Origin of the sequence: Streptomyces griseus subsp. griseus (assembly GCF_000720255.1) — a bacterium.
In the GTDB taxonomy this organism is placed as follows: Bacteria; Actinomycetota; Actinomycetes; order Streptomycetales; family Streptomycetaceae; genus Streptomyces; species Streptomyces griseus_I.
This window is the reverse complement of record NZ_JOJE01000003.1, coordinates 187,495-208,765: the sequence shown is the minus strand read 5'-3', so window position 1 is coordinate 208,765 and position 21,271 is coordinate 187,495. Positions and strand designations below refer to the sequence as shown.

Sequence of the window (21,271 nt, the reverse complement as noted above, 5' to 3'; positions counted from 1 at the left end):
CCTGCAGTTCACGCAGCTCACGGCGCTACACCGGGGGCGCGCCGGGCACTTGTGGGCCCCGGCACGCTCCTCGAGCGCCGGTGTCAGGTCACGTCGTCGTAGCCGTTGACCCGGTCCGTGCTCGCCTGCTCGGGCAGCGCCCGGCTGGCGGGGACGGCCTCGACCTCGCCGATGTCCTCGGGCGTGAGGTCCAGTTCGGAGGCCTCGTCGTCGTCAGGTCCCTCGGCCTCGCGGCGGCGGCGGCGGTTGTCGTTCATCAGGGAGAAAGCTGTCGCGCAGAAGTACAGGACCCAGATCGGCCCGGCCAGCGCCAGCATGGTCAGCGGATCGGTGCTGGGTGTGGCCACGGCCGCGAAGACGGTGATACCCATGATCATGCCCCGCCACCAGCCGAGCATCCGCTTGCCGGACAGCACACCGGTCAGGTTGAGCATGACGAGCAGCAGCGGCAGCTCGAAGGAGAGACCGAAGACGAGCACCATACGGACGACGAGGTCCAGCAGGTCGTCCAGCGGCAGCTGGTTGTCGAGATCGGCGGGCGAGAACTCGAGGAGCACCTTCGCCATGGTGGGCAGCGTCTTGTACGCGAAGAATCCACCGCCGAGGAACAGCGGTACGCCCGTGCCGACGAACGCGTAGGCGTACTTCCTCTCGTGCTTGTGCAGCCCGGGAGCGACGAACGCCCAGAGCTGGTAGAGCCAGACAGGCGACGCGAAGATCACACCGGCCATCAGGGAGACCTTGAGGGCGAGTGTGAAGGGGGTGAGCAGGCCGTTCAGGACGATACGGGCGCAGGTACCGCTCCGTTGCTGCGCCAGCTCGGAGAAGGTCGACTTGCACCCCACCGCGTCCAAGATCGGGTTCGTGAAGAACTCGATGATGTCCTTGTAGAAGAAGGCGGCCACGATCGTGATGACGACGATCGCGAGGACAGCCTTCACAAGCCGGTTGCGCAGCTCACGAAGGTGATCGCCGAGGGGCATCCGCCCCTCGGGGTCCCTCTCCTGCTTGCGGGCAGACTTCAGCAACCCACGTTCCCATCTCGTGCAGCGGGCCGGAGGTCACCGGCCCTGCGTCAGCGCTTGGTCGTGTCCGTCGGCTCGCTGACCGGGCGGGAGCTGGTCACATCGCCGGGCGCGGACTGGATGGTGCGCTGAGCCGGGGGCTGCTCGCCATCGTTGGGCGGACCGGCCGGGGTGGAGGAGTTGTTGCCCTCGTCCTTCATCGCCTTGGCCTCGCTCTTGAGGATGCGCGCGGACTTGCCGAGCGAGCGAGCCATGTCGGGAAGCTTCTTCGCGCCGAACAGCAGGATGATGACGACGAGGATGAGAATGATCTCGGGGGCGCCGAGCCTTCCGAACATAAGTCTTTACCTTCTCACCGAGGCGGCTGGGTGGGGTGCTGTCCGACCGGTCGGACACATGTCCGAACGATCGTGTTGGCAGCGATCGTAACGCTCAGGGGTAAACGTGAGGCAATCCCCGTGCGTACTCCCGGTCAGCGGAACGGGCCTCGTTTTCCGTGCCGCGACCAGCAGCGTACCTGGCGAGGGCGTCAAGTTGACAGGTCGAAGTGGCCCAAAACGCGTGGATCACGGGACTCACAGCCGACGACGTCCGTGTCACAGGGAATCGACAGCGCGGGCGGCACTGGCGGACGCCCGTTCCAGCTCCTCCGCCGCCCTGCTGATACGCCGCGCGGAATCGGTCACCTGCCGCCCCAGCCGCTGGGCCTCAACGAAGACCCGCACCGCGAGCACACCGAGCACGGCGAGACCCAGGAAACCCACAGCAACCGCGAACATCGGCCAGAACATGACGCCGAGCCTAGACCCTGCTACGGGGTGTGCAGCCGCAGGGTGCGTACCCCGCCACCGGTCAGCAACTCCACGACCCGCTCCCCGGCCGGCTTGCGGACCGAGGCACCGCAGGCGGGGCAGGTGAAGGAGTAGAAGGTGGTGCGGCTCGTGGCGCCGATGGCCAGGCGCAGTGCGCTCGCGGCGAGCTCGAAGCGGCCCCGGCATTCCGGGCAGCCGGCCCGGAACACCACGGGGGCCACGCTCTGCATCCCCGCGAAGGCGGAGGCCACCGACATGCCCACCCCGGACGACGCCGACTCGCTCAAAGCCCCTGCTCCTGCCTGTCGAACTGCCCGTCGTGCTGGTCACCGAGCCCCTCACGGCCCGGATACGCCTCCTGTGCCTCGACCCCGTCGTAGGCCGCGAGCGCCTCGCGGGCGGCCCGGCGGGCACTGTCGGCCAGGTCCTGCGGCGAGACGATCCGGCCGTCGCGCCCGAGCCGCAGCGCCAGCCGTCTGAGCGACGCGGGGTCGGGGGTGCGCAGAGTGATACGCAGCCCGCCGTCGGAAAGCTCATCCGCGCTGTCGTGCGGGTAGTACTCCGCCACCCAGCGCCCGCCCGGGCCGACCTCGACGACCACCTCGGGGTCCTCGGCGGCGGGCTGCACCAGCGCCTCCGACAGGTCCCGCAGTTCGATCTCCGGCGGTGCGGACGGCTCGTCGAGGACCTTGATCTCGGCGACCCGGTCGAGACGGAAGGTGCGGCGCGCCTCGGAGCGATAGCACCAGCCCTCCACATAGGTGTGGCCGACGCTGACCAGGCGGATCGGGTCGATCTCGCGCTCGGTGACCTCGTCGCGGGCGGGTGAGTAGTAGCGGATCCACAGCCGGCGGCGCTCGGAGATCGCCCGGTCGACGTCGGCGAAGACACCGCCCTCGGACTCGAAGGTCACCGACAGACGTGCGCTGGCGCCCGCCGCCTCACCTGCGGCCGCCTCCACCTTGGCGGTGGCCCGCAGCAGGGCCTGCCGGTCGCTCTCGCGCAACCCCGGCAGGGTCGACACGGCCCGGGCCGCCACCAGCAGCGCGGTCGCCTCGTCGGCGGCCAGCCGCAGCGGCTCGGCGGCCTCGGCTGCCAGGGCCGCCGGGTTGTGCCACCAGATGCGCTCGCCGTCGGTGTCGATGTCGAGCAGATCGCCGCCGCGGAAGCTGGTGCCGCACATGGGCAGCACGTCGAGATCCGAGACCAGTTCGTCCTCGGTGATCCCGAAGGCGCGCGCGACGTCCTCGATCCGGGCTCCGGGGCGCTCCCTGAGGTAGGTCACCAGGGAGAGCATCCGCCGGGTCTGGTCGATGGCGTTCGCGGGCCTGACCGGTTTGCCTGCCACTGTCTTGTCCGCTCCCCCTCAGCCCTTGGCCACGGCCTGCAGCCGGTCCACGACGTCCGCCCGCAGCTCCGCCGGCTCCAGGACCACCACGTCCGGCCCGAACTCCACCAGCCAGGCGTCCAGGCCGTGCCCGTACGGAATCTCCAACTCGTCCCAGCCGTCGCCGAGTTCCCGCACCGAGACGGCCTTCGCCCGAAGGGGGTAACCGGCGCCCGAACGCAGCCGGATCAGCGCGCTGCGGTCGGCGCTCTCCCCCGCCCAGCGGGCGACGGTCTCACGGACGGTGACGACGTCGGGCACCGGGGCGGTGAACCGGGCGCCCCGCGAGCGCACCCTGCCGGTGATCCGGGAGAGCCGGAACACCCGCTCGGCACCCCGGTCGCGGTCCCAGCCCGCCAGATACCAGTGGCCGCGCCAGCACTCCAGCGCCCACGGCTCCACCTGGCGGGACTCGGGGTGGGCGGCGGTGGCCTTGCGGTAGTCGAAGACGACGGGCCGCCGGTCGCGGCAGGCCAGCATCAGCGGTTCGAAGGCGGCCTCGTGCACCGGGATACGGGGCTCCAGCGCGCCGTGCGCCTCATAGGGGTCGACGTCCTCGGGCAGCCCCGCCGCGCGCAGCTTCTGCAGGGCGCCGCTGGCGGCACCGGCCAGCCGGGCCTGCTGCCACACCTTGGCGGCCAGGCCGAGGGCGGCGGCCTCCTCGGCGTCGAGGATGATGGGCGGCAGGCGGTTGCTGTCCCGGCGGGCCAGGTAGCCGACCTCGCCGTCCAGGTTCTCCACGGTCTCGATGACCAGACCCAGCTCGCGCAGGTCGTCCTTGTCCCGCTCGAACATCCGGTTGAAGGAGTCGTCACTGCCCGAGGCGCCGTTCCCCGGTCCGAAGGCCTCGACGTAAGCCTCGATGGAATCGCGCAGCTCACGCTTGCTCAGCGGCCGCCGGGTCCCCAGCAGACACAGCGCCAGGTTCATCAGCCGCTCTGCCTTGGCAATGGCCATCGACGCCCTTCGCCTTCCCTATGGTGCCTACGAGCGACGACCGTACCGCTCCGCGGTATCCAGACAAAAGCCGAGGGCCCACGCCCGGGCAGGCATGGGCCCCAGGTGATCGGGTCCGGTCGTAGGACGATCAGACTCCGAGCAGGTCCACGACGAAGATCAGCGTCTCGCCGGGCTTGATCGCCGGGGTCGGGCTCTGGTTGCCGTAGGCGAGGTGGGCCGGGATGGTCAGCTGGCGGCGGCCGCCGACCTTCATGCCCTGCACGCCCTGGTCCCAGCCCTTGATGACACGGCCGCCGCCCAGCGGGAAGCGGAACGGAGTGCCACGGTTCCAGCTGGCGTCGAACTCCTCGCCCGTGCTGAAGGCGACACCCACGTAGTGGACGGTGACGGTCTGACCCGCCTGCGCCACCGCGCCGTCGCCCTCCCAGATGTCCTTGATCTCGAGGTCCGCCGGGGGCTCGCCACCCGGGAAGTCGATCTCGGGCTTGTCGATGCTCACGTCTTCAGCTCCTGCTTCTGTGCGAAAAGGCAACGCCCACAGTCTTACACCTCCGGGCGATCACATCTTGGCGAGGATGTCCACGCTGAAGACCAGCGTCGAGTCCTTGCTGATGCCACTGCCGGCCGGCGGGTTGTCGCCGTAGCCCAGGTCCGGCGGGACGACGATGAGGACCCGGCTGCCGACCTTCTTGCCGGTCAGCCCCTGCGCCCACCCCTTGACGACCTGCTGCAACGAGAACGACGTCAGCGCCTTGCGGCTGTACGTGGAGTCGAACTCCTTGCCGTTGTCCCACAGCACGCCCTTGTACTGCACCAGGACCGTGCTGTCCGCCTTCACCTCGTCGCCGTCGCCCTCGATGACGTAGTCCGCCACGAGCTTCTTCGGCGGGTCCGCCTTGGGCACCTCGATGGAGGGCGCCTTGCCGTCGGTGTTCGTGCCGACCTTGGGCACCTTCGCGTCGTTCTGCGCGACGTCGGAGCCCTTCGCCGAGCTCTTGGCGTTGAAGGTGCCCTGGAGGTCCACCACGAACACCAGCGTGTCGGTGCCCTTGATCCCCGCCTGCGCGTTGCCGTTCTTGCCGTATCCCCAGGTCGGCGGCACCGAGAACTCGACGCGGCTGCCCACCTTCTTGCCGGTGAGGGCATAGCGCCAGCCGTCGATGATGCTGCCCGCGGCCAGCTGGATGAGCAGCGGCGTCTTACGGTCGTAGGAGTTGTCGAAGACCTTCCCGCTGGACCAGATCTGGCCCAGGTAGTTCGCCTGGATGTAGTCGTTCTCCGCGACCGTCTGGCCGTTGCCCGCGATCACCGTCTTCACCGCGAGCTGGTCCGAGGGCTCACCGCTGCCCTTGGCCACGGCCGGCTTCTCGTTCAGCTTCGTGCCCGCCGTGATGGCCGGCAGTGGACCGTCGACGATCTTCGGCGGTGGCGCGGCCGAGGTCTCCGCCGCGGACGGCGACGCGCTGTCGCTGGCCTTGCTCGAGTCGGACTTGTCGTCGCCGCATCCGGCGAGCGTGACCAGCCCAGCGGGAACGGCGGCAAGGATGAGTGAGCGTCGGCGCACGGTGAAAGCCTCGTAATCGGTCGATCTTGCTGATGGCGTGCGCGCAACTCTACGGCGTGAGAAGGGCGCCGTACGGGAAACGTACGGCGCCCGTGTTGCGTTCCGACAGTTCTTGCGGAACGTGTTCGCTCACATTCCGGCGATGAGCTTCTCCACGCGGTCGTCGACCGAACGGAACGGGTCCTTGCACAACACCGTGCGCTGAGCCTGGTCGTTCAGCTTGAGGTGGACCCAGTCGACCGTGAAGTCACGGCGCTGTTCCTGCGCCCTGCGGATGAAGTCACCACGCAGGCGCGCCCGAGTGGTCTGCGGCGGCACCGACTTGCCCTCGAAGATCTTCAAGTCGTTGCAGATCCGGGTCGCTTGCCCCTTCTTCTCCAGCAGGTAGTACAGGCCACGACGACGGTGGATGTCGTGGTAGGCGAGGTCTATCTGCGCCACCCGCGGATGCGACATGGTCATGTTGTGCTTGGCCCGGTAGCGCTCGATGAGCTTGTACTTCATCACCCAGTCGATCTCGGTACCGATGCGGTCGAGGTCCTCGGACTCGATCGAGTCCAGCGTGCGGCCCCACAGCTCCAGCACCTGCTCCACCGTGCCGGTGCGGATACCGCGGCGCTCGCAGAAGTCCACGGCCTTCTCGTAGTACTCCCGCTGCACCTCGAGCGCCGAGGCCTCCCGGCCACTGGCCAGGCGCACCTTGCGGCGGCCCGTGATGTCGTGGCTGACCTCGCGGATCGCCCGGATGGGGTTCTCCAGGGTGAGGTCACGCATCACCGTGCCCGCCTCGATCATGCGCAGCACCAGGTCGGTCGCGCCGACCTTCAGCAGCATGGTCGTCTCGGACATGTTCGAGTCGCCCACGATCACGTGCAGGCGGCGGTAGCGCTCGGCGTCCGCGTGCGGCTCGTCGCGCGTGTTGATGATCGGCCGGGAACGGGTCGTCGCCGAGGAGACGCCCTCCCAGATGTGCTCGGCCCGCTGGCTCACGCAGTACACGGCACCACGCGGGGTCTGCAGGACTTTCCCGGCCCCGCAGAGCAGTTGCCTCGTGACCAGGAACGGAATCAGGATGTCCGCGAGCCGGGAGAACTCCCCGTGCCGCGCCACCAGATAGTTCTCGTGGCAACCATAAGAGTTGCCCGCCGAGTCCGTGTTGTTCTTGAAGAGGTAGACGTCGCCCGCGATTCCCTCCTCGTGCAGGCGTCGTTCGGCGTCCACCAGGAGTCCCTCGAGAATGCGCTCGCCGGCCTTGTCGTGGGTGACCAGCTCGGTCACGTTGTCACACTCGGGTGTCGCGTATTCCGGATGTGAGCCCACGTCGAGATAAAGGCGGGCGCCATTTCGCAGAAAGACGTTACTGCTGCGGCCCCATGACACGACACGGCGGAAGAGGTACCGCGCCACCTCGTCAGGAGACAGGCGGCGCTGTCCCCTGAACGTGCACGTGACGCCGTACTCGTTCTCCAGCCCGAAAATGCGGCGGTCCATGACTGAACATTACGCCCGATCCCCTGAACTGAAACGGGGTTCGGCAGCACGGTTTGGATCATTTTCCGATGAAGCCGCAACCACCGCACCCCCGGCGGGAGCTGCGAGTACCCGCCCCGTGGCCAGCAACACCAGCAATGACACGGCCCCCGCCGCGCCCGGCAGCGCGAACCCCCACAGCGCGCCACCGGCCTGGACGACGGGACCGGCCAGGCCCGTTCCTGCCGACGCGCCCACGGTGAACGTCGTCACGAGCCAGGAGAACGCCTCGGTGACCGTTCCACGCGGAGCGTGTCGGTCCACGATCAGGAACGCACAGGCGATGCAGGGCGCCAGGAACACCCCGGAGAGCGCCGCCAGCGCCGTCATGGCCACCGCGCCGGGCGTCGACGCCAGCGGCAGGTAACACACCGCCAGAAGGGCTACCAGCACCCGTAGCCGCCGCTCCGGCACGCCCTGCCACGGCCGTGCGCCGTACACGGTGCCGCCCGCCAGCGCGCCGAGCCCCAGAGCGGCCATCAGCCAGCCGTACACGACGTCGCCGCCGTTCTGGTCCGCGTACGCCGCGGCGGCGACCGCGATGGAGCCCATGGCGATCCCCACGAACAGGAACGAGGCAAGGAGCGCCAGCAGGCCGGGCGACCGCAGCGCCCCGAGCCAGTGCGCCTCGCGCGGGGCCGAGCGCCACGCGCGCGAGGGCGGCGAGACGACCACGCTGAGCGCCCCGAGCACCCCGACGACGTTCAGCACGAGCACCGCGGCCTGCGCCGACCACAGCGACACGCACAGGGTCACCAGCAGCGGTCCCACGGTGAACATGACCTCCTGGGCCACCGCGTCCAGGGCGTACGCCGTGTGGATCTGGTCCTCCCTGCGCAGGACCGCGGGCCACAGCGCCCGCAACCCGCCCTCCAGGGGCGGCGTGAACAGGCCGGCGGCCACCATCGCGGCGTAGGCGAGGGGCAGCGGGTCCGTGCCCGAGAAGGCGAACACGGCCGTCGCCAGCGCCGACGCGACGGCGGCGGGCAGCTGGACGCGTGGCTGCCCGTACAGGTCGACGAGGCGCCCGAGGACCGGCTGGCCCACGGCATTGGCGACGCCGTAGACAGCCGCGAACGCCCCCGCGAGGCTGTAGGTGCCGCCCTCCGCGCGTACGAACAGGACGATCGCGATGGGGGCGACCGCGTTGGGCAGCCGGCCCACGAGCGTTCCCGTGAGCAGCCGCACGGCGTGCTTCGTCCTGAGGATCTCCAGGTACCCCGCGGCCATGCGCTGCCCTCCGTCGGCTCACCCGAGGCTCTGCACCCACCTCAAGTGTTACGTATAACTTCCGGTCGTCATACGTACCATGTCCGCTGTCCGCCAGTCCATACGAAAGCGCAGGCCCACGGTGGCACGAGGTAGTACCCGCCCGACCAGCCGGGACGTGGCCCATGCCGCGGGGGTCTCCCAGGCCGCCGTCTCCCTGGTCCTCGGCGACAAGTGGCGCGGGCGGGTCTCGGAGCCCACGGCCCAGCGGGTCCGGGAAGCCGCCCGTGAGCTCGGCTACCGGCCCAACCTGGCCGCCCGCAACCTCCGCCTCGGCCACACCCGGACGGTGCTGCTCGTCGTCCCGGCCCTGACGACGGAGTTCTTCGCCGGCGTCTACACGGGCGCCGCGCGCGTGGCCGCCGAGCACGGCTTCGGCGTGGTCCTCTACCCCTCCCCCGAGGGCATCGGCCCCGCGCGGGACCCCTTCGCCTCCGCCCAGGCCGCCCTGGACGGCGTCATCGCCTCCTCGATGGCCGCCGACGCCCTCACCGCCATCCGCGGCGACCAGCTCCCCCTCGTGATGCTCGACAGCGACCCGGAGGGCAGCCTCGGCGCGGCCACCGTCAACCTCGACATCGCCGACGGCGCGCGACAGGTCGCCGACCACCTGCTGGGCCTCGGCCACCGCCGCTTCCTGCACCTCGCGGCCGACGTGGCCTCCTGGACCTTCGAGGTACGCGCGCGGGAGCTCGCGACACGCCTCGCGGCCGTACCGGGAACCACCCTGCGGACCGCGTACGCCCCCATCTCCATAGACGACGCCCGCACCGCCACCGAGACCGCCCTCACCGCCCCCGGCCCCCGACCCACCGCGCTGGTCTGCGACGACGACAAACTCGCGGCCGGCGCCTACAAGGCCGTCCGACGCCTCCGCCTGCGCATCCCGGAAGACATCTCCGTCACCGGCGTCGACGACCTCGCCCTCGCCACCGCCCTCGACCCCGAACTCACCACCGTCCGCCTCGACGCGGAACTCTTCGGCGAACGCGGCATGCACGCCCTCCTGGCCGTCCTGGACTCCCGCACCCCCGAACAGGGCGACATCCCCGTCACCCTCGCCCTACGGGCCTCCACGGCCCCACCCAGGGCCTCCTGAGGCCACGCGGGCGCTGGGCCGAGGGCGCGAGAACACCCCGAGACACCCCTGCGCCCCAGCCGGGACATCGGCCGGGGCGCAGGAAGGGACGGGCGCGCGGCGGGCCTACTCCTCGTCGGAGCTGTCCTCGGAGTTCTCGTCGGAGCTCTCCGCCTCCGTCGCCGCACCGCCGGCCTCCAGCAAGCGGGCCAGCTGGCGGCCGACGATGCGCTTGAACTTCCGCTGCTGCGGACGCGTGCGGTCGAGGACCGCGACCTCCAGGCGCTCGGCGGGGATCTCCCGCTCGCCGCCGTTCGGCTCGCGGGACAGCGCCTGGACGGCCAGCTTCAGCGCCTCCGCGAGCGTCATGCCGTCCTGGTGACGCTGATCCAGGTAGCTGCTGATCTGCTCGGCGTTGCCGCCGACCGCGACCGAGCCGTGCTCGTCCACGATCGAACCGTCGTGCGGCAGCCGGTAGATCTGGTCACCGTCCGGCGTCTCGCCGACCTCGGCCACCACCAGCTCCACCTCGTACGGCTTCTCACCGGCCGAGGAGAAGATCGTGCCCAGCGTCTGGGCGTAGACGTTGGCGAGACCGCGGGCGGTCACGTCGTCCCGGTCGTAGGTGTAACCGCGCAGGTCGGCGTAGCGCACGCCGCCGATCCGCAGGTTCTCGTACTCGTTGTACTTGCCGGCGGCCGCGAAGCCGATCCGGTCGTAGATCTCGCTGAACTTGTGCAGCGCGCGGGACGGGTTCTCGCCGACGAACACGATGCCGTCGGCGTACTGCAGCACGACCAGGCTGCGGCCACGGGCGATGCCCTTGCGGGCGTACTCCGCACGGTCGGCCATCGCCTGCTGGGGTGAGACATAGAACGGCGTCGACACCGGTTATCCGTCCCTTTCTGTGGATGTCACTGGATCACCTTGGCAAGACAGACCGGCCGGCTACAGCAGCGCGGCCCGCGGGCCGTCCGGCTGCTCGAGGCGCCGCGCCAGGATCGAGCGGGCGATCTCGGAGGACTCGTCCTCGGTGAGCCGGCGGAAGCCGTCATCGGTGATCACGGTGACGATCGGGTAGATCCGGCGGGCGACATCGGGACCACCGGTCGCCGAGTCGTCGTCTGCCGCGTCATAGAGCGCCTGCACCACGAGCGTCGTGGCCTCGGCCTCGCTCAGGTCGTCACGGAAGAGCTTCTTCATGGCGCCGCGCGCGAAGATCGAGCCGGAGCCCGTGGCCGCGTAGCCCTGCTCCTCGGAGCGGCCGCCCGTCACGTCGTAGGAGAAGATGCGACCCCTGTCGCGGTCCACGTCGAACCCCGCGAACAGCGGGACCACGGCGAGGCCCTGCATGGCCATGCCCAGGTTGGAGCGGATCATGGTCGACAGGCGGTTCGCCTTGCCCTCCAGGGACAGCTGGGCCCCCTCGACCTTCTCGAAGTGCTCCAGCTCCAGCTGGAACAGCTTCACCATCTCCACGGCGAGGCCCGCGGTACCGGCGATGCCCACCGCCGAGTACTCGTCCGCCGGGAAGACCTTCTCGATGTCACGCTGCGCGATGACGTTGCCCATGGTGGCCCGGCGGTCACCGGCGAGCACCACGCCCCCGGGGAAGGTCACGGCCACGATCGTGGTGCCGTGCGGCGCCTCGATCACACCCTGGGTGGGCGGCAACTGCCGGTTCCCGGGCAGGATCTCCGGCTGGTGCACGGAGAGGAAGTCCATGAAGGACGAGGATCCTGGCGTCAGGAAGGCAGCTGGTAGACGCCCGGTGCTACGAGTGTTGGCTTCCACGCGATTCCTTCCACGTAAGCAGCAGCCCGCCTTATGGCATCGGGCCGATCCTTGAACTGCCCCAGTGCGGCATTGCAGCTGAAGCACAGTACGCCACGGACCCTACCCGTCTTGTGGCAGTGATCCACATGTGCGGCGGGGGCCGACAAACATATGCAGCAGACGCCTCGTTGAGAGGCGATCAACTCGTCACGCTCGGCTTCGGTGATGCCGTACTGGCGCTTCACGTGGTCCTGTCGTCCTCGGACGGCTCGGCAGGCCTTGCGGCGCGTCGACAAGCCGTCGGACGCCGCCGCATTGCGATGCCACTCAGCACGCGGCTTCACTTCGCCGCACGTCCGGCAGAGCTTGTGTCCTGCCGGGACCTCCACCTTCTCGCGCACTGACTTACCCACGGCCGCCCGGCGGCGCCGGTAGTGCGCGGCGCTGCACTCCGCCACGCACTCCCGGCAGCGCACCTGGAGGCCATCGACCCGATTGCTGTCCCGCGCGAATGCATCCGGAGCGAGGCTCCGCTTGCAGCCCGTGCATTCCTTGGCATTCGGCTCGTCCACCACTCCACCCCCCGTTACCTTCACTTCGAAGGCGAAGTGGCTTTCACGCCTTTACTCGCCGCCCTTTTGCACGAAGGAGCGCACGAAGTCCTCTGCGTTCTCCTCGAGTACATCGTCAATCTCGTCAAGAACCGAGTCCACGTCGTCGCTCAGCTTCTCCTGGCGCTCCTTGAGGTCCTCGGAAGCCTGCGCGTCCGCGGTCTGCTCCTCGACCTCCTCCGTGGAACGCGTCGCCTTCTGCTGGCCGCCGCCGGTGTCCTTGGTCGCCATAACCCTCACCCCGCTCAGTTGCCCGACATGCTCGACAGGTCGGCTTTCCTGCCGATCGGTGATGATCAGACCCTACAAGCCGGGTCCGACATCGGCCCCGTAGTTGCCACAACGTACGGGGACCACTTCGATGATTCCCTGGCGGCGGGGTTTCCACCCTGCCCGCCCGGTGCCCTCCGGAAGCCGCTCAGCTCCCGGACAACACCCTGACCAGGTCTTCTGCCGTGCGGCAGCGATCGAGGAGCTCCTTGACGTGATTTCGCGTTCCGCGTAGCGGTTCCAGGGTTGGCACCCGCTGCAGGCTGTCCCGGCCGGGCAGGTCGAAGATCACCGAGTCCCAGGACGCGGCCGCGACGTCGTCGGCGTACTGCTCCAGGCAGCGGCCGCGGAAGTACGCGCGCGTGTCCTCGGGTGGCTTCGTCATCGCCCGTTCGACGTCCGCGTCGGTCAGCAGGCGCTTCATGCGCCCGCGGGCCACGAGACGGTTGTAGAGGCCCTTCTCGGGCCGTACGTCGGCGTACTGGAGGTCGACGAGGTGGAGCCTCGCCGCGTCCCAGTCGAGGCCGTCACGGCGCCGGTAGCCCTCCATGAGTTCCCGCTTGGCGACCCAGTCCAGCTCGCCGGCGAGACTCATCGGGTCGCGCTCCAGCCGGTTCAGGGTGTCCTCCCAGCGGGCCAGGACGTCCTTGGTCTGCTCGTCGACGTCCGCGCCGAACCGTTCCTCGACGTACTTGCGGGACAGCTCGTAGTACTCCATCTGGAGCTGTACCGCGGTCAGTGTGCGGCCGCTGCGCAGGGTGACCAGGCGCTTGAGCGACGGGTCGTGGGAGACCTGGTGGAGGGTGCGTACGGGCTGGTCGACGGCGAGGTCGACGGCGATGAAGCCGTCCTCGATCATCGACAGGACCAGGGCCGTGGTGCCGAGCTTGAGGTAGGTGGAGATCTCCGAGAGGTTCGCGTCGCCGATGATGACGTGCAGACGGCGGTACTTCTCGGCGTCGGCGTGCGGCTCGTCGCGCGTGTTGATGATGGGGCGCTTGAGCGTGGTCTCGAGGCCCACCTCGACCTCGAAGTAGTCGGCGCGCTGGCTCAGCTGGAAGCCGTGTTCGTGGCCGTCCTGGCCGATGCCCACGCGACCGGCGCCGGCGAAGACCTGCCGTGAGACGAAGAAGGGCGTGAGGTGGCGCACGATGTCCGAGAAAGCGGTTTCCCGCTTCATCAGGTAGTTCTCGTGCATCCCGTAGGAGGCGCCCTTGTTGTCGGTGTTGTTCTTGTAGAGGTGGATCGGCTGTGCGCCGGGTAGCTGGGCCGCTCGTTCGGCGGCTTCGGCCATGATCCGCTCGCCGGCCTTGTCCCAGAGGACGGCGTCCCTCGGATTGGTGACCTCGGGGGCGCTGTACTCGGGGTGTGCGTGGTCGACGTAGAGGCGTGCGCCGTTGGTCAGGATGACGTTGGCGAGGCCGATGTCCTCGTCGGTGAGCTGGCTGGCGTCGGCGGCCTCGCGGGCGAGGTCGAAGCCTCGCGCGTCCCGCAGCGGGTTCTCCTCCTCGAAGTCCCAGCGGGCCCGGCGGGCCCGGTGCATCGCCGCCGCGTAGGCGTTGACGATCTGGGACGAGGTGAGCATGGCATTGGCGTTGGGGTGACCGGGGACGGAGATCCCGTACTCCGTCTCGATGCCCATTACTCGCCGTACGGTCATGCGGCCCTCCTTGCCCGGCGGCGTCCTCGGTCGGGGACACCGCTCAAGTACCGCCGGCGCTCCGGTGCGTGTGCGGTGCCCGTCCCCGCACTGCGCGACTCGGCGGTACCGAAGAGCCTAGAACGCCATTGCGCTGGTGTGGAGATCATTTGCGTCATCCTCTGGGTCACGAGCGTCCGCCTGCAAAAACAGCCGACTGCGGGTACCCGGTGGGGCACCCGCAGCCGCCCTGTCTTTTACAGGTACTGCCCCGTGTTCGCCACCGTGTCGATGGAGCGTCCGGTGTCCGCGCCCTGCTTTCCGGTGATGAGGGTGCGGATGTAAACAATCCGCTCGCCCTTCTTTCCGGAGATACGGGCCCAGTCGTCCGGGTTGGTGGTGTTCGGCAGGTCCTCGTTCTCCTTGAACTCGTCCACGCAGGCCTGGAGGAGATGGGAGACGCGCAGACCCTTCTGATTCTTCTCGAGGAAGTCCTTGATGGCCATCTTCTTGGCCCGGCCCACGATGTTCTCGATCATGGCGCCGGAATTGAAGTCCTTGAAGTAAAGGACTTCCTTGTCACCATTGGCGTAGGTGACCTCCAGGAAGCGGTTTTCCTCGGATTCCGCGTACATGTGTTCCACGGCCGTCTGGATCATGCTCTGGACGGTGGTGGTCTTGTCGCTGCCGTGCTCGCCGAGGTCGTCCGCGTGGAGCGGGAGGCGCTCGGTGAGGTACTTGCCGAAGATGTCCTTGGCCGCTTCGGCGTCCGGACGCTCGATCTTGATCTTCACGTCGAGCCGGCCGGGGCGCAGGATGGCGGGGTCGATCATGTCCTCGCGGTTGGAGGCACCGATCACGACCACGTTCTGCAGGCCTTCCACACCGTCGATCTCGGCGAGCAGCTGCGGGACGATCGTGTTCTCGACGTCCGAGCTGACACCGGAGCCGCGGGTGCGGAAGAGGGACTCCATCTCGTCGAAGAAGACGATGACGGGGGTGCCCTCGCTGGCCTTCTCACGAGCACGCTGGAAGACGAGGCGGATCTGCCGCTCGGTCTCGCCGACGTACTTGTTCAGGAGCTCGGGGCCCTTGATGTTGAGGAAGAAGCTCTTGCCGGCGGCCTGGCCGGTGACCTCGGCGACCTTCTTGGCCAGCGAGTTGGCGACGGCCTTGGCGATGAGCGTCTTGCCGCATCCGGGCGGTCCGTAGAGCAGGACGCCCTTGGGGGGACGCAGCTCGTGCTCCTTGAAGAGGTCCGGGTAGAGGTACGGCAGCTCGACCGCGTCGCGGATGGCCTCGATCTGGCCGCCGAGACCGCCGATCTGCTCGTACCCGATGTCGGGGACCTCTTCGAGGACGAGTTCCTCGACCTCGCTCTTCGGTACGACCTCGTAGACGTAGCCGGACCTGGGTTCGAGCAGGAGGGCGTCGCCGGGACGGATGGTGACGTCCAGCAGCGGCTCGGCGAGCCGCACCACCCGTTCCTCGTCGGTGTGCCCGAGCACCAGGGCGCGCTCGCCGTCCTCGAGGATTTCCTTGAGGGTGACGATGTCCCCGACGCGCTCGAATTCCATGGCCTCGACCACGTTGAGCGCTTCGTTGAGCATGACTTCCTGGCCGCGCCGGAGCTCCTCGAGCTCGACGCTGGGGCTGACGTTCACCCGGAGCTTGCGGCCCCCGGTGAAGATGTCGGCCGTGCCGTCCTCGTTCGCCACGAGGAAGACACCGAAGCCGGCCGGCGGCTGGGCGAGCCGGTCGACCTCTTCCTTGAGGGCCACGATCTGGTCGCGGGCCTCACGCAGTGTGTTGGCGAGTCGCTCGTTCTGGGCGGACACGCCGGCCAGGTTGGTCTGCAGCTCGACGATCCGCTCTTCGAGAATCCTCGTGTGTCGCGGAGAGTCGGCGAGCTTACGTCGCAGGACGGCGATCTCCTGCTCAAGGTAGGCAATCTGCCCGGCCGGGTCGTCGGACCCGCGTCCCGGGCGGATGCCGCGGTTCATGTCGTCGTCGTGGGCTGCCACGGTCCTCACCTCCTCCAAGGGGAGCTGGACGCTTCCAGACCCTACCTGGGTGGGTGTCGATTGAAACCCCTAGATCACAAAGACTGTCAAGGTGTGTCGTCGGTCACCCTGTGCTCTCCCTCGTGCCGTGTGGATACCCACTCAACGGGATTCAGAAGCCGAGTGTTCCAACGTCGCAGGGGTCAAAGTCTTCGAAGGGAGCGTGAGTTGTCCGAGGGCCCGGCGAGGGGCTGCTGTCGTGCGGGTGTGGCGCGATCCGCGCGGGGTACCGGGCGGCTGGACGTGTTCTCGGCCTTCCGGGGCGGTCACGGACCGGAGCGGGTGGGCACCCACCGCACACGGTTTCGTGCGTGGCCGGAGGTAGGGTCGAGGCGTTCCGTACCCGGCCCCAGGAGAGCAAGACAGACATGACCGTGCAGCAGGAGGCAGAAGTCGGCGGCGACGCGCTCGAGGTCTGGATCGACCAGGACCTGTGCACCGGCGACGGCATCTGTGCCCAGTACGCGCCCGAGGTGTTCGAGCTGGACATCGACGGGCTGGCCTATGTGAAGGGCGCGGACGAGGCGCTGCTGCAGGACGCGGGCGCCACGACACGGGTGCCGCTGCCGCTGCTGACGGATGTCGTGGACTCGGCGCGGGAGTGCCCCGGGGAGTGCATCCATGTGCGTCGGGTTTCGGACAAGGTGGAGGTGTACGGTCCGGACGCGGAGTGAGCGTCCGGACACGGCGCATCACCTCGCCCGCGCGGCACTCAGACGCTGTGCGCCCCCGCCGGCGTGGAACGCAGGAACGCGCCGTTCTTCCACTGCCACTTCGCGTCGCCCTTGACGTCGGGGCAGCAACTCGGCACGTCGGGCGTGGAGTAGCCGAGGTATGAGGCGAGGACGGCCCCGTCGCGGACGGCGACGGTGGTGACGGTCTGACGGGCCTTGGTGTCGACGAGAGTGGCGACCACGCGCGGCTGCGCGGCGTCCTCGGCCCGAGTGAGGACGTAGACGGCGTCGGGCGGGGTGCCCATGGGCGCGTCGCAGTGGACGACGGCCACGGTCTCGGGTCGGCCGTCTCCGTCGAGGTCTCCGCTGGCCGTCCTCTGCACGACGGCCTTCACCGGTCCGCACCGGAGGGGGAAGTCGACGCCGGTGGTGGCCGGGGGCGCGGCCGCGGGGGCGGTCTTCGATTCTGGGCCGGAGGCCTGGGCGGCGGTCGCCGCCCCGGGCTGGAGGAGTGAGGAGAGGGCTACGACACCGGCGAGAGCCGTCGCGGTGGCGAGCCAGTGGATCGGGCGCGTGTGGGTGTGTGCGAGTTCCGGGACGGCGGATTGCTGCACTAGGAGCGTCTCCCGTGGGGGCTGTGCCGGTGGATGGCCAGCATGGTGCCACACGTCACACCGGGAGGGAACGGCGGGGTACGAGGCCGGGCGCGCACTGGAGTGGGGCCGGCGCCCGATATCTCATCGGACGTCAACGAAAAGCCGCCGTGGTGGAGTTCCCCTCAATGTTGCGGGAACTCCACCACGGCGGGACGACGTTGACTGCGGCACAGGGCCGCCGGGTGGCCGGGGCCGGCTCTAGCGGCCGATGCCTCCGTCGGCGTTGGGGCCGCTGTAGTCGTCGCCGTAGGCGCCCTTGGCGGGGCGGCGGCGGCGCATGGGCGGCTCGACGCCGTCGGCGAGGCGACGGGCGGTCAGGAGGAAGCCGGTGTGGCCGATCATCCGGTGGTCGGGGCGGACGGCGAGGCCTTCGATGTGCCAGTTTCGGATCATCGACTCCCACGCGGTCGGCTCGTTGAAGCCGCCGAGCTCGCGGATGGACTCGACGGTCCGGGCGAGCTGGGTGGTGGTGGCGACGTAGCAGCACAGGATGCCGCCGGGGACCAGGGCCTTGGAGACGGCCTCCAGGCACTCCCAGGGGGCGAGCATGTCGAGGATGACCCGGTCGACGTCGGCGTCGCTCAGGTTGTCCTGGAGGTCGCCGACGGTGAGCTGCCAGGCGGGGTGCGGGCCGCCGAAGTAGCGCTCCACGTTCTGCTGGGCGATCTCGGCGAAGTCCTCGCGGCGCTCGTAGGAGTGCAGCATGCCCTGGTCGCCGATGGCGCGCAGCAGGAAGCTGCTGAGCGAGCCGGAGCCGACGCCGGCCTCGACGACGCGGGCGCCGGGGAAGATGTCGGCGAAGGCGAGGATCTGCCCCGCGTCCTTCGGGTAGACGACGGCTGCCCCGCGGGGCATGGACAGGACGTAGTCGGGGAGCAGGGGGCGCAGCGCGAGGTAGGCGACGTTTCCGGTGGTGCGGACGACGCTGCCCTCGGGAGCACCGATCAGTTCGTCGTGCGGGAAGGAACCCTTGTGGGTGTGGAAGTTCTTCCCGGCCTCGAGCGTGAACGTGTAGTGGCGGCCCTTGGGGTCGGTCAGCTGTACCTGGTCCCCGACCTTGAAGGGCCCGCGCCTGCGGGCGGCACCGGTCGGTTCGGACATGTGAACAGCCTACCGTTCCCTGCGGGGCGCTCGAACCACTGACGGTGCGTGCGCGGGGTGCGGGCGCTCAGGCCGGCCTGGCCATGGCCTTCACGAAGGCCCGCTCGACGTCTGCCGCGGACAGGACACCGTAGATCTCGCCGGTCTCCTCGACCACGAGGTACTCGGTGGCGGGGGTGGCGCGCAGGGCGTCCAGGAGGTCCTCGCCGGCGAGCTCGGCGGAGACGCGCATGCCGTCGGTGAGGTCCTGGGCGAGGCCGCTGACGGGGACCCAGGGGCGGCGGTGCTCGGGTACGCCGACGATGGCGGCCTCGCGGACGAGGGAGACGGGCTGGCCATGGGCGTCGACGACGACGAGGGCGCGGGCTCCGGCGTCGTTGGCCCGGCGCAGTGCCTCGGAGAGCGGGGTGTCGCTCTCGACCGGGACGGCGCGGCGGGTGAGGGTGCGGGCGCGCAGGTCGGGAAGGTGTTCGCGCAGGCGGGCCATGCGCAGGCTGTTGCCGGCGCCGGTCCAGATGATCGCGGCGAGGATGGCGGCGAGCAGGGCGTCCATGACGGTGTCCATGCCGACGCTGTCCTCGGCGGCGGAGCCGAGCGCTCCGGACTGGGTCAGCAGGGGCAGACCGATCAGGACGGAGACGGCGAGGGCGCGGCCGACCCAGGCGGCGGCGACGGTGCCGGTCATCGGCTTGCCGGTGATCTTCCATACGACGGCGCGGAGCATCCGGCCGCCGTCGAGGGGGAGGCCGGGCAGCAGGTTGAAGGCGGCCACGATGAGGTTGGAGATCATCAGGCCTGCCAGCAGGACCCCGGGGACGGTGCCGGGTTCGACGGGCTGCATGGCGAGGTAGAAGAGGCCGGACAGGACGAGGGAGAGCAGGGGGCCGACGAAGGCGAGCACGAACTCACGCCCGGGGGTCTCGGCCTCCTTCTCGATCTCGGAGACGCCCCCGAAGAACTGGAGCTGGATGCGGCGGACCGGGAGCTTGAAACGGAGGGCGGCGACCGTGTGGGCCAGTTCGTGGACGAGGACGGAGGCGTAGAAGGCGACCGCGAAGAAGAGGGAGACGAGGTAGCGCAGGGCGCCGAGTTCGGGCAGGACGCGGTCGAGCTGGCCGCCGAAGACCCAGGTGATCAGGATCGCGACGAGGAACCAGCTGGGCGCGACGTACACGGGCACCCCGAACGGCCGCCCCATCAGCAGTCCGCCCCGGGTGTTCTCCGGGGGCTTCGGGGGGCGCCCCTTGGTGCCCGAGTGGGCATGGGGGTGGTCGGGGTGGAGCTCGCCGTGGTGGCCGGGGGGCCGGCGCCGGACCTGGTCGGCGGCTGCGGGGTGGGCCGGCTCGGGCGTGGTGCGCTGGGGGGGCTCGCCGGCGGTGCGGCCTTCCGGCGTGGGGGGTGCTGAGTCCGCGCCGGACGTGCGGTCCTCGTCGGCGGGGGCCTGGGAGCCCTCGTCGCGGGTGGCGGGCGTACGGTCTTCGGCAGCTGTGGCTGCGGCGGCCCCGGACGTCTCCTCGGGGGGCGTCTCGCCGGTGGGCGTCTCGCCGGGCGTTCCGCTGTCCGGCGTGCGGCCTTCGGGAGAGGCGGGCGCCGGGCGGTCGGGGCTCTCCGGCTGAGCCGGGGTGTCCTTCGCCGGTCCGCGCGAGGGGCCGGGGTTCGGACCGTTGGGGTCCGCCTCGTCGTTGCCCGGGCGCGGCTGCCCGCTCCCGCCGCTTTCCACCACGGTGTCCCCTCGTTCGCAGCGTGTTCCGCGCCTCACGGCGGGAAGGTCTCGGGTCGATGGTATGCGGCCGCCGTGGCGCGTTCCGCCCCGGCACCCCTGTGTTTCCCGCGCTGTTGTCGTCGTCACGGGCCATCGGGCGGGTCACTGTCAGTGGCGGCCCGTATGGTCTGTGGTCATGGAGACCAGCACGGAGGGCGTCGACCCATCCCCCAGCGACGGTGTGGTACCGGACCAGGCGCAGGCCGTGGCGCCGAAGGCCGTCGTCATACGGCCCGCCTCCCTGTCGCCCTCGCGTGCCAGTGACTTCATGCAGTGCCCCCTGCTGTACCGGTTCCGGGTGATCGACCGGCTGCCGGAGAAGCCGAGCGAGGCGGCGACCAGGGGCACGCTGGTGCACGCGGTGCTCGAGCGGCTCTTCGACGCCCCGGCGGCCGAGCGTACGGCGCCGCGCGCCAAGTCGCTGATCCCCGGCCAGTGGGACCGGTTGCGGGAGAGCCGGCCCGAGGTGGTGGAGCTGTTCGCCGACGATCCGGAGGGCGAGCGGCTGGCGCGCTGGCTGGGTGAGGCGGAGCGGCTGGTGGAGCGCTGGTTCACCCTCGAGGATCCGACGCGGCTGGAGCCCGCCGAGCGGGAGCTGTTCATCGAGGCGGAGCTGGAGTCGGGGCTGACGCTGCGCGGCATCATCGACCGCGTCGACGTGGCGCCGACCGGCGAGGTGCGGATCGTCGACTACAAGACGGGGAAGGCGCCGAGGCCGGAGTACGCGGAGGGCGCCCTGTTCCAGATGAAGTTCTACGCCCTGGTCGTGTGGCGGCTGAAGAACGTGGTCCCACGCCGGCTGCAGCTCGTGTATCTCGGCAGCGGTGACGTGTTGACGTACGACCCGGTCGTCGCCGACCTGGAGCGGGTGGAGCGCAAGCTGCTCGCGCTGTGGGAGGCGATCCGGCTGGCGACGGAGACGGGTGACTGGCGGCCGCGGCCCACGAAGCTGTGCGGCTGGTGCGATCACCAGGCGCACTGCCCGGAGTTCGGCGGCACTCCCCCGCCCTATCCGCTGCCGCTGCCGGTGAGGGCGGCGGAGTCCGACGAGGTCACGCAGGGCAGAATGGGGCCGGACTAGCGAAGGAGACTTA

22 protein-coding genes are annotated in these 21,271 nt (G+C 69.7%); 3 read left to right on the top strand and 19 right to left on the bottom strand.

The features are described 5' to 3' along the window. Positions 1–83: 83 nt before the first annotated feature. From tatC to IG99_RS05900, 10 genes are all read right to left on the bottom strand, one after another. On the bottom strand, positions 84–1,028 hold the full coding sequence (gene tatC, locus IG99_RS05945) for a twin-arginine translocase subunit TatC (protein ID WP_078947548.1): 945 nt from the start codon (positions 1,026–1,028) through the stop codon (positions 84–86). Between the two features lie 47 nt (positions 1,029–1,075). Then, a complete protein-coding gene (tatA, locus tag IG99_RS05940) occupies positions 1,076–1,363 on the bottom strand; it encodes a Sec-independent protein translocase subunit TatA (protein WP_037670553.1) in 288 nt (95 codons plus the stop codon). 258 nt (positions 1,364–1,621) lie between these two features. After that, positions 1,622–1,816 carry a hypothetical protein gene (locus IG99_RS05935; RefSeq protein WP_037670551.1) on the bottom strand — a complete coding sequence of 65 codons (195 nt, stop codon included), beginning with the start codon at positions 1,814–1,816 and terminating at the stop codon, positions 1,622–1,624. Between the two features lie 20 nt (positions 1,817–1,836). Next, positions 1,837–2,124 carry a hypothetical protein gene (locus tag IG99_RS05930; RefSeq protein ID WP_037670549.1) on the bottom strand — a complete coding sequence of 96 codons (288 nt, stop codon included), beginning with the start codon at positions 2,122–2,124 and terminating at the stop codon, positions 1,837–1,839. After that, on the bottom strand, positions 2,121–3,185 hold the full coding sequence (locus IG99_RS05925) for a helix-turn-helix transcriptional regulator (protein ID WP_037670547.1): 1,065 nt from the start codon (positions 3,183–3,185) through the stop codon (positions 2,121–2,123). Before IG99_RS05925 ends, IG99_RS05930 begins: the two co-directional genes overlap by 4 nt. A gap of 18 nt (positions 3,186–3,203) precedes the next feature. Continuing rightward, entirely contained in the window at positions 3,204–4,181 is a 978-nt protein-coding gene (locus IG99_RS05920; protein ID WP_037670545.1) for a helix-turn-helix transcriptional regulator, read from the bottom strand. A gap of 130 nt (positions 4,182–4,311) precedes the next feature. Continuing rightward, a complete protein-coding gene (locus IG99_RS05915) occupies positions 4,312–4,683 on the bottom strand; it encodes an FKBP-type peptidyl-prolyl cis-trans isomerase (protein ID WP_030053355.1) in 372 nt (123 codons plus the stop codon). Between the two features lie 60 nt (positions 4,684–4,743). Then, positions 4,744–5,748 (bottom strand): FKBP-type peptidyl-prolyl cis-trans isomerase, encoded by a 1,005-nt coding sequence (locus IG99_RS05910; protein WP_037670542.1) that lies wholly within the window; start codon positions 5,746–5,748, stop codon positions 4,744–4,746. Between the two features lie 129 nt (positions 5,749–5,877). Then, a complete protein-coding gene (gene pafA / locus IG99_RS05905) occupies positions 5,878–7,239 on the bottom strand; it encodes a Pup--protein ligase (RefSeq protein ID WP_037670540.1) in 1,362 nt (453 codons plus the stop codon). Positions 7,240–7,248: 9 nt separating this feature from the next. Then, positions 7,249–8,508 (bottom strand): MFS transporter, encoded by a 1,260-nt coding sequence (locus IG99_RS05900; RefSeq protein WP_037670538.1) that lies wholly within the window; start codon positions 8,506–8,508, stop codon positions 7,249–7,251. A 121-nt stretch (positions 8,509–8,629) separates the two neighbouring features. On the opposite strand from IG99_RS05900, the gene IG99_RS05895 reads away from it, so the two are divergent. Continuing rightward, positions 8,630–9,646, top strand: a complete 1,017-nt coding sequence (locus tag IG99_RS05895) for a LacI family DNA-binding transcriptional regulator (protein WP_037670536.1) — start codon at positions 8,630–8,632, stop codon at positions 9,644–9,646. 105 nt (positions 9,647–9,751) lie between these two features. Here IG99_RS05895 and prcA read toward each other — a convergent pair whose 3' ends face one another. The 6 genes from prcA to arc all read right to left on the bottom strand — a co-directional run bounded on the left by prcA (position 9,752) and on the right by arc (position 15,945). Next, complete coding sequence (gene prcA, locus IG99_RS05890) at positions 9,752–10,513, bottom strand: proteasome subunit alpha (protein ID WP_037670534.1); 762 nt, start codon at positions 10,511–10,513, stop codon at positions 9,752–9,754. Between the two features lie 60 nt (positions 10,514–10,573). After that, positions 10,574–11,419 (bottom strand): proteasome subunit beta, encoded by an 846-nt coding sequence (gene prcB / locus IG99_RS05885; RefSeq protein WP_037670532.1) that lies wholly within the window; start codon positions 11,417–11,419, stop codon positions 10,574–10,576. Then, positions 11,371–11,976 (bottom strand): endonuclease VII domain-containing protein, encoded by a 606-nt coding sequence (locus IG99_RS45075; protein ID WP_037670530.1) that lies wholly within the window; start codon positions 11,974–11,976, stop codon positions 11,371–11,373. The genes prcB and IG99_RS45075 overlap by 49 nt, the downstream gene beginning before the upstream one ends. Positions 11,977–12,024: 48 nt before the next feature. After that, positions 12,025–12,243 (bottom strand): ubiquitin-like protein Pup, encoded by a 219-nt coding sequence (locus IG99_RS05875; protein WP_037670528.1) that lies wholly within the window; start codon positions 12,241–12,243, stop codon positions 12,025–12,027. A 187-nt stretch (positions 12,244–12,430) separates the two neighbouring features. Next, positions 12,431–13,942, bottom strand: a complete 1,512-nt coding sequence (dop, locus tag IG99_RS05870) for a depupylase/deamidase Dop (protein ID WP_394297975.1) — start codon at positions 13,940–13,942, stop codon at positions 12,431–12,433. A gap of 236 nt (positions 13,943–14,178) precedes the next feature. Beyond that, the gene (gene arc / locus IG99_RS05865; RefSeq protein ID WP_037670524.1) at positions 14,179–15,945 is read right to left on the bottom strand and encodes a proteasome ATPase; all 1,767 of its coding nucleotides are present in this window, start codon (positions 15,943–15,945) and stop codon (positions 14,179–14,181) included. Between the two features lie 407 nt (positions 15,946–16,352). Between arc and IG99_RS05860 the strand changes: the two genes are divergently transcribed. Further along, complete coding sequence (locus IG99_RS05860; RefSeq protein ID WP_037670522.1) at positions 16,353–16,658, top strand: ferredoxin; 306 nt, start codon at positions 16,353–16,355, stop codon at positions 16,656–16,658. 38 nt (positions 16,659–16,696) lie between these two features. Here IG99_RS05860 and IG99_RS05855 read toward each other — a convergent pair whose 3' ends face one another. From IG99_RS05855 to IG99_RS05845, 3 genes are all read right to left on the bottom strand, one after another. Next, complete coding sequence (locus IG99_RS05855; RefSeq protein WP_037670520.1) at positions 16,697–17,272, bottom strand: hypothetical protein; 576 nt, start codon at positions 17,270–17,272, stop codon at positions 16,697–16,699. A gap of 240 nt (positions 17,273–17,512) precedes the next feature. After that, positions 17,513–18,415, bottom strand: coding sequence for a tRNA (adenine-N1)-methyltransferase (locus IG99_RS05850; protein ID WP_037670519.1), 903 nt, complete (start codon positions 18,413–18,415; stop codon positions 17,513–17,515). A 67-nt stretch (positions 18,416–18,482) separates the two neighbouring features. After that, positions 18,483–20,138 carry a site-2 protease family protein gene (locus IG99_RS05845; RefSeq protein WP_037670517.1) on the bottom strand — a complete coding sequence of 552 codons (1,656 nt, stop codon included), beginning with the start codon at positions 20,136–20,138 and terminating at the stop codon, positions 18,483–18,485. A 175-nt stretch (positions 20,139–20,313) separates the two neighbouring features. Here IG99_RS05845 and IG99_RS05840 point away from each other — a divergent pair, with 175 nt between their 5' ends. Further along, on the top strand, positions 20,314–21,258 hold the full coding sequence (locus IG99_RS05840; protein WP_037670516.1) for a RecB family exonuclease: 945 nt from the start codon (positions 20,314–20,316) through the stop codon (positions 21,256–21,258). Positions 21,259–21,271 lie beyond the last annotated feature (13 nt).

What these genes read in the sequence shown, in the direction of transcription:
- IG99_RS05875 (WP_037670528.1), bottom strand. Translation starts at nt 12,243, where the DNA reads ATGGCGACCAAGGACACCGGCGGCGGCCAGCAGAAGGCGACGCGTTCC.
- IG99_RS05860 (WP_037670522.1), top strand. Translation starts at nt 16,353, where the DNA reads ATGACCGTGCAGCAGGAGGCAGAAGTCGGCGGCGACGCGCTCGAGGTC.
- IG99_RS05850 (WP_037670519.1), bottom strand. Translation starts at nt 18,415, where the DNA reads ATGTCCGAACCGACCGGTGCCGCCCGCAGGCGCGGGCCCTTCAAGGTC.
- dop (WP_394297975.1), bottom strand. Translation starts at nt 13,942, where the DNA reads ATGACCGTACGGCGAGTAATGGGCATCGAGACGGAGTACGGGATCTCC.
- IG99_RS05840 (WP_037670516.1), top strand. Translation starts at nt 20,314, where the DNA reads ATGGAGACCAGCACGGAGGGCGTCGACCCATCCCCCAGCGACGGTGTG.
- tatA (WP_037670553.1), bottom strand. Translation starts at nt 1,363, where the DNA reads ATGTTCGGAAGGCTCGGCGCCCCCGAGATCATTCTCATCCTCGTCGTC.
- IG99_RS05920 (WP_037670545.1), bottom strand. Translation starts at nt 4,181, where the DNA reads ATGGCCATTGCCAAGGCAGAGCGGCTGATGAACCTGGCGCTGTGTCTG.
- IG99_RS05935 (WP_037670551.1), bottom strand. Translation starts at nt 1,816, where the DNA reads ATGTTCTGGCCGATGTTCGCGGTTGCTGTGGGTTTCCTGGGTCTCGCC.
- IG99_RS05900 (WP_037670538.1), bottom strand. Translation starts at nt 8,508, where the DNA reads ATGGCCGCGGGGTACCTGGAGATCCTCAGGACGAAGCACGCCGTGCGG.
- pafA (WP_037670540.1), bottom strand. Translation starts at nt 7,239, where the DNA reads ATGGACCGCCGCATTTTCGGGCTGGAGAACGAGTACGGCGTCACGTGC.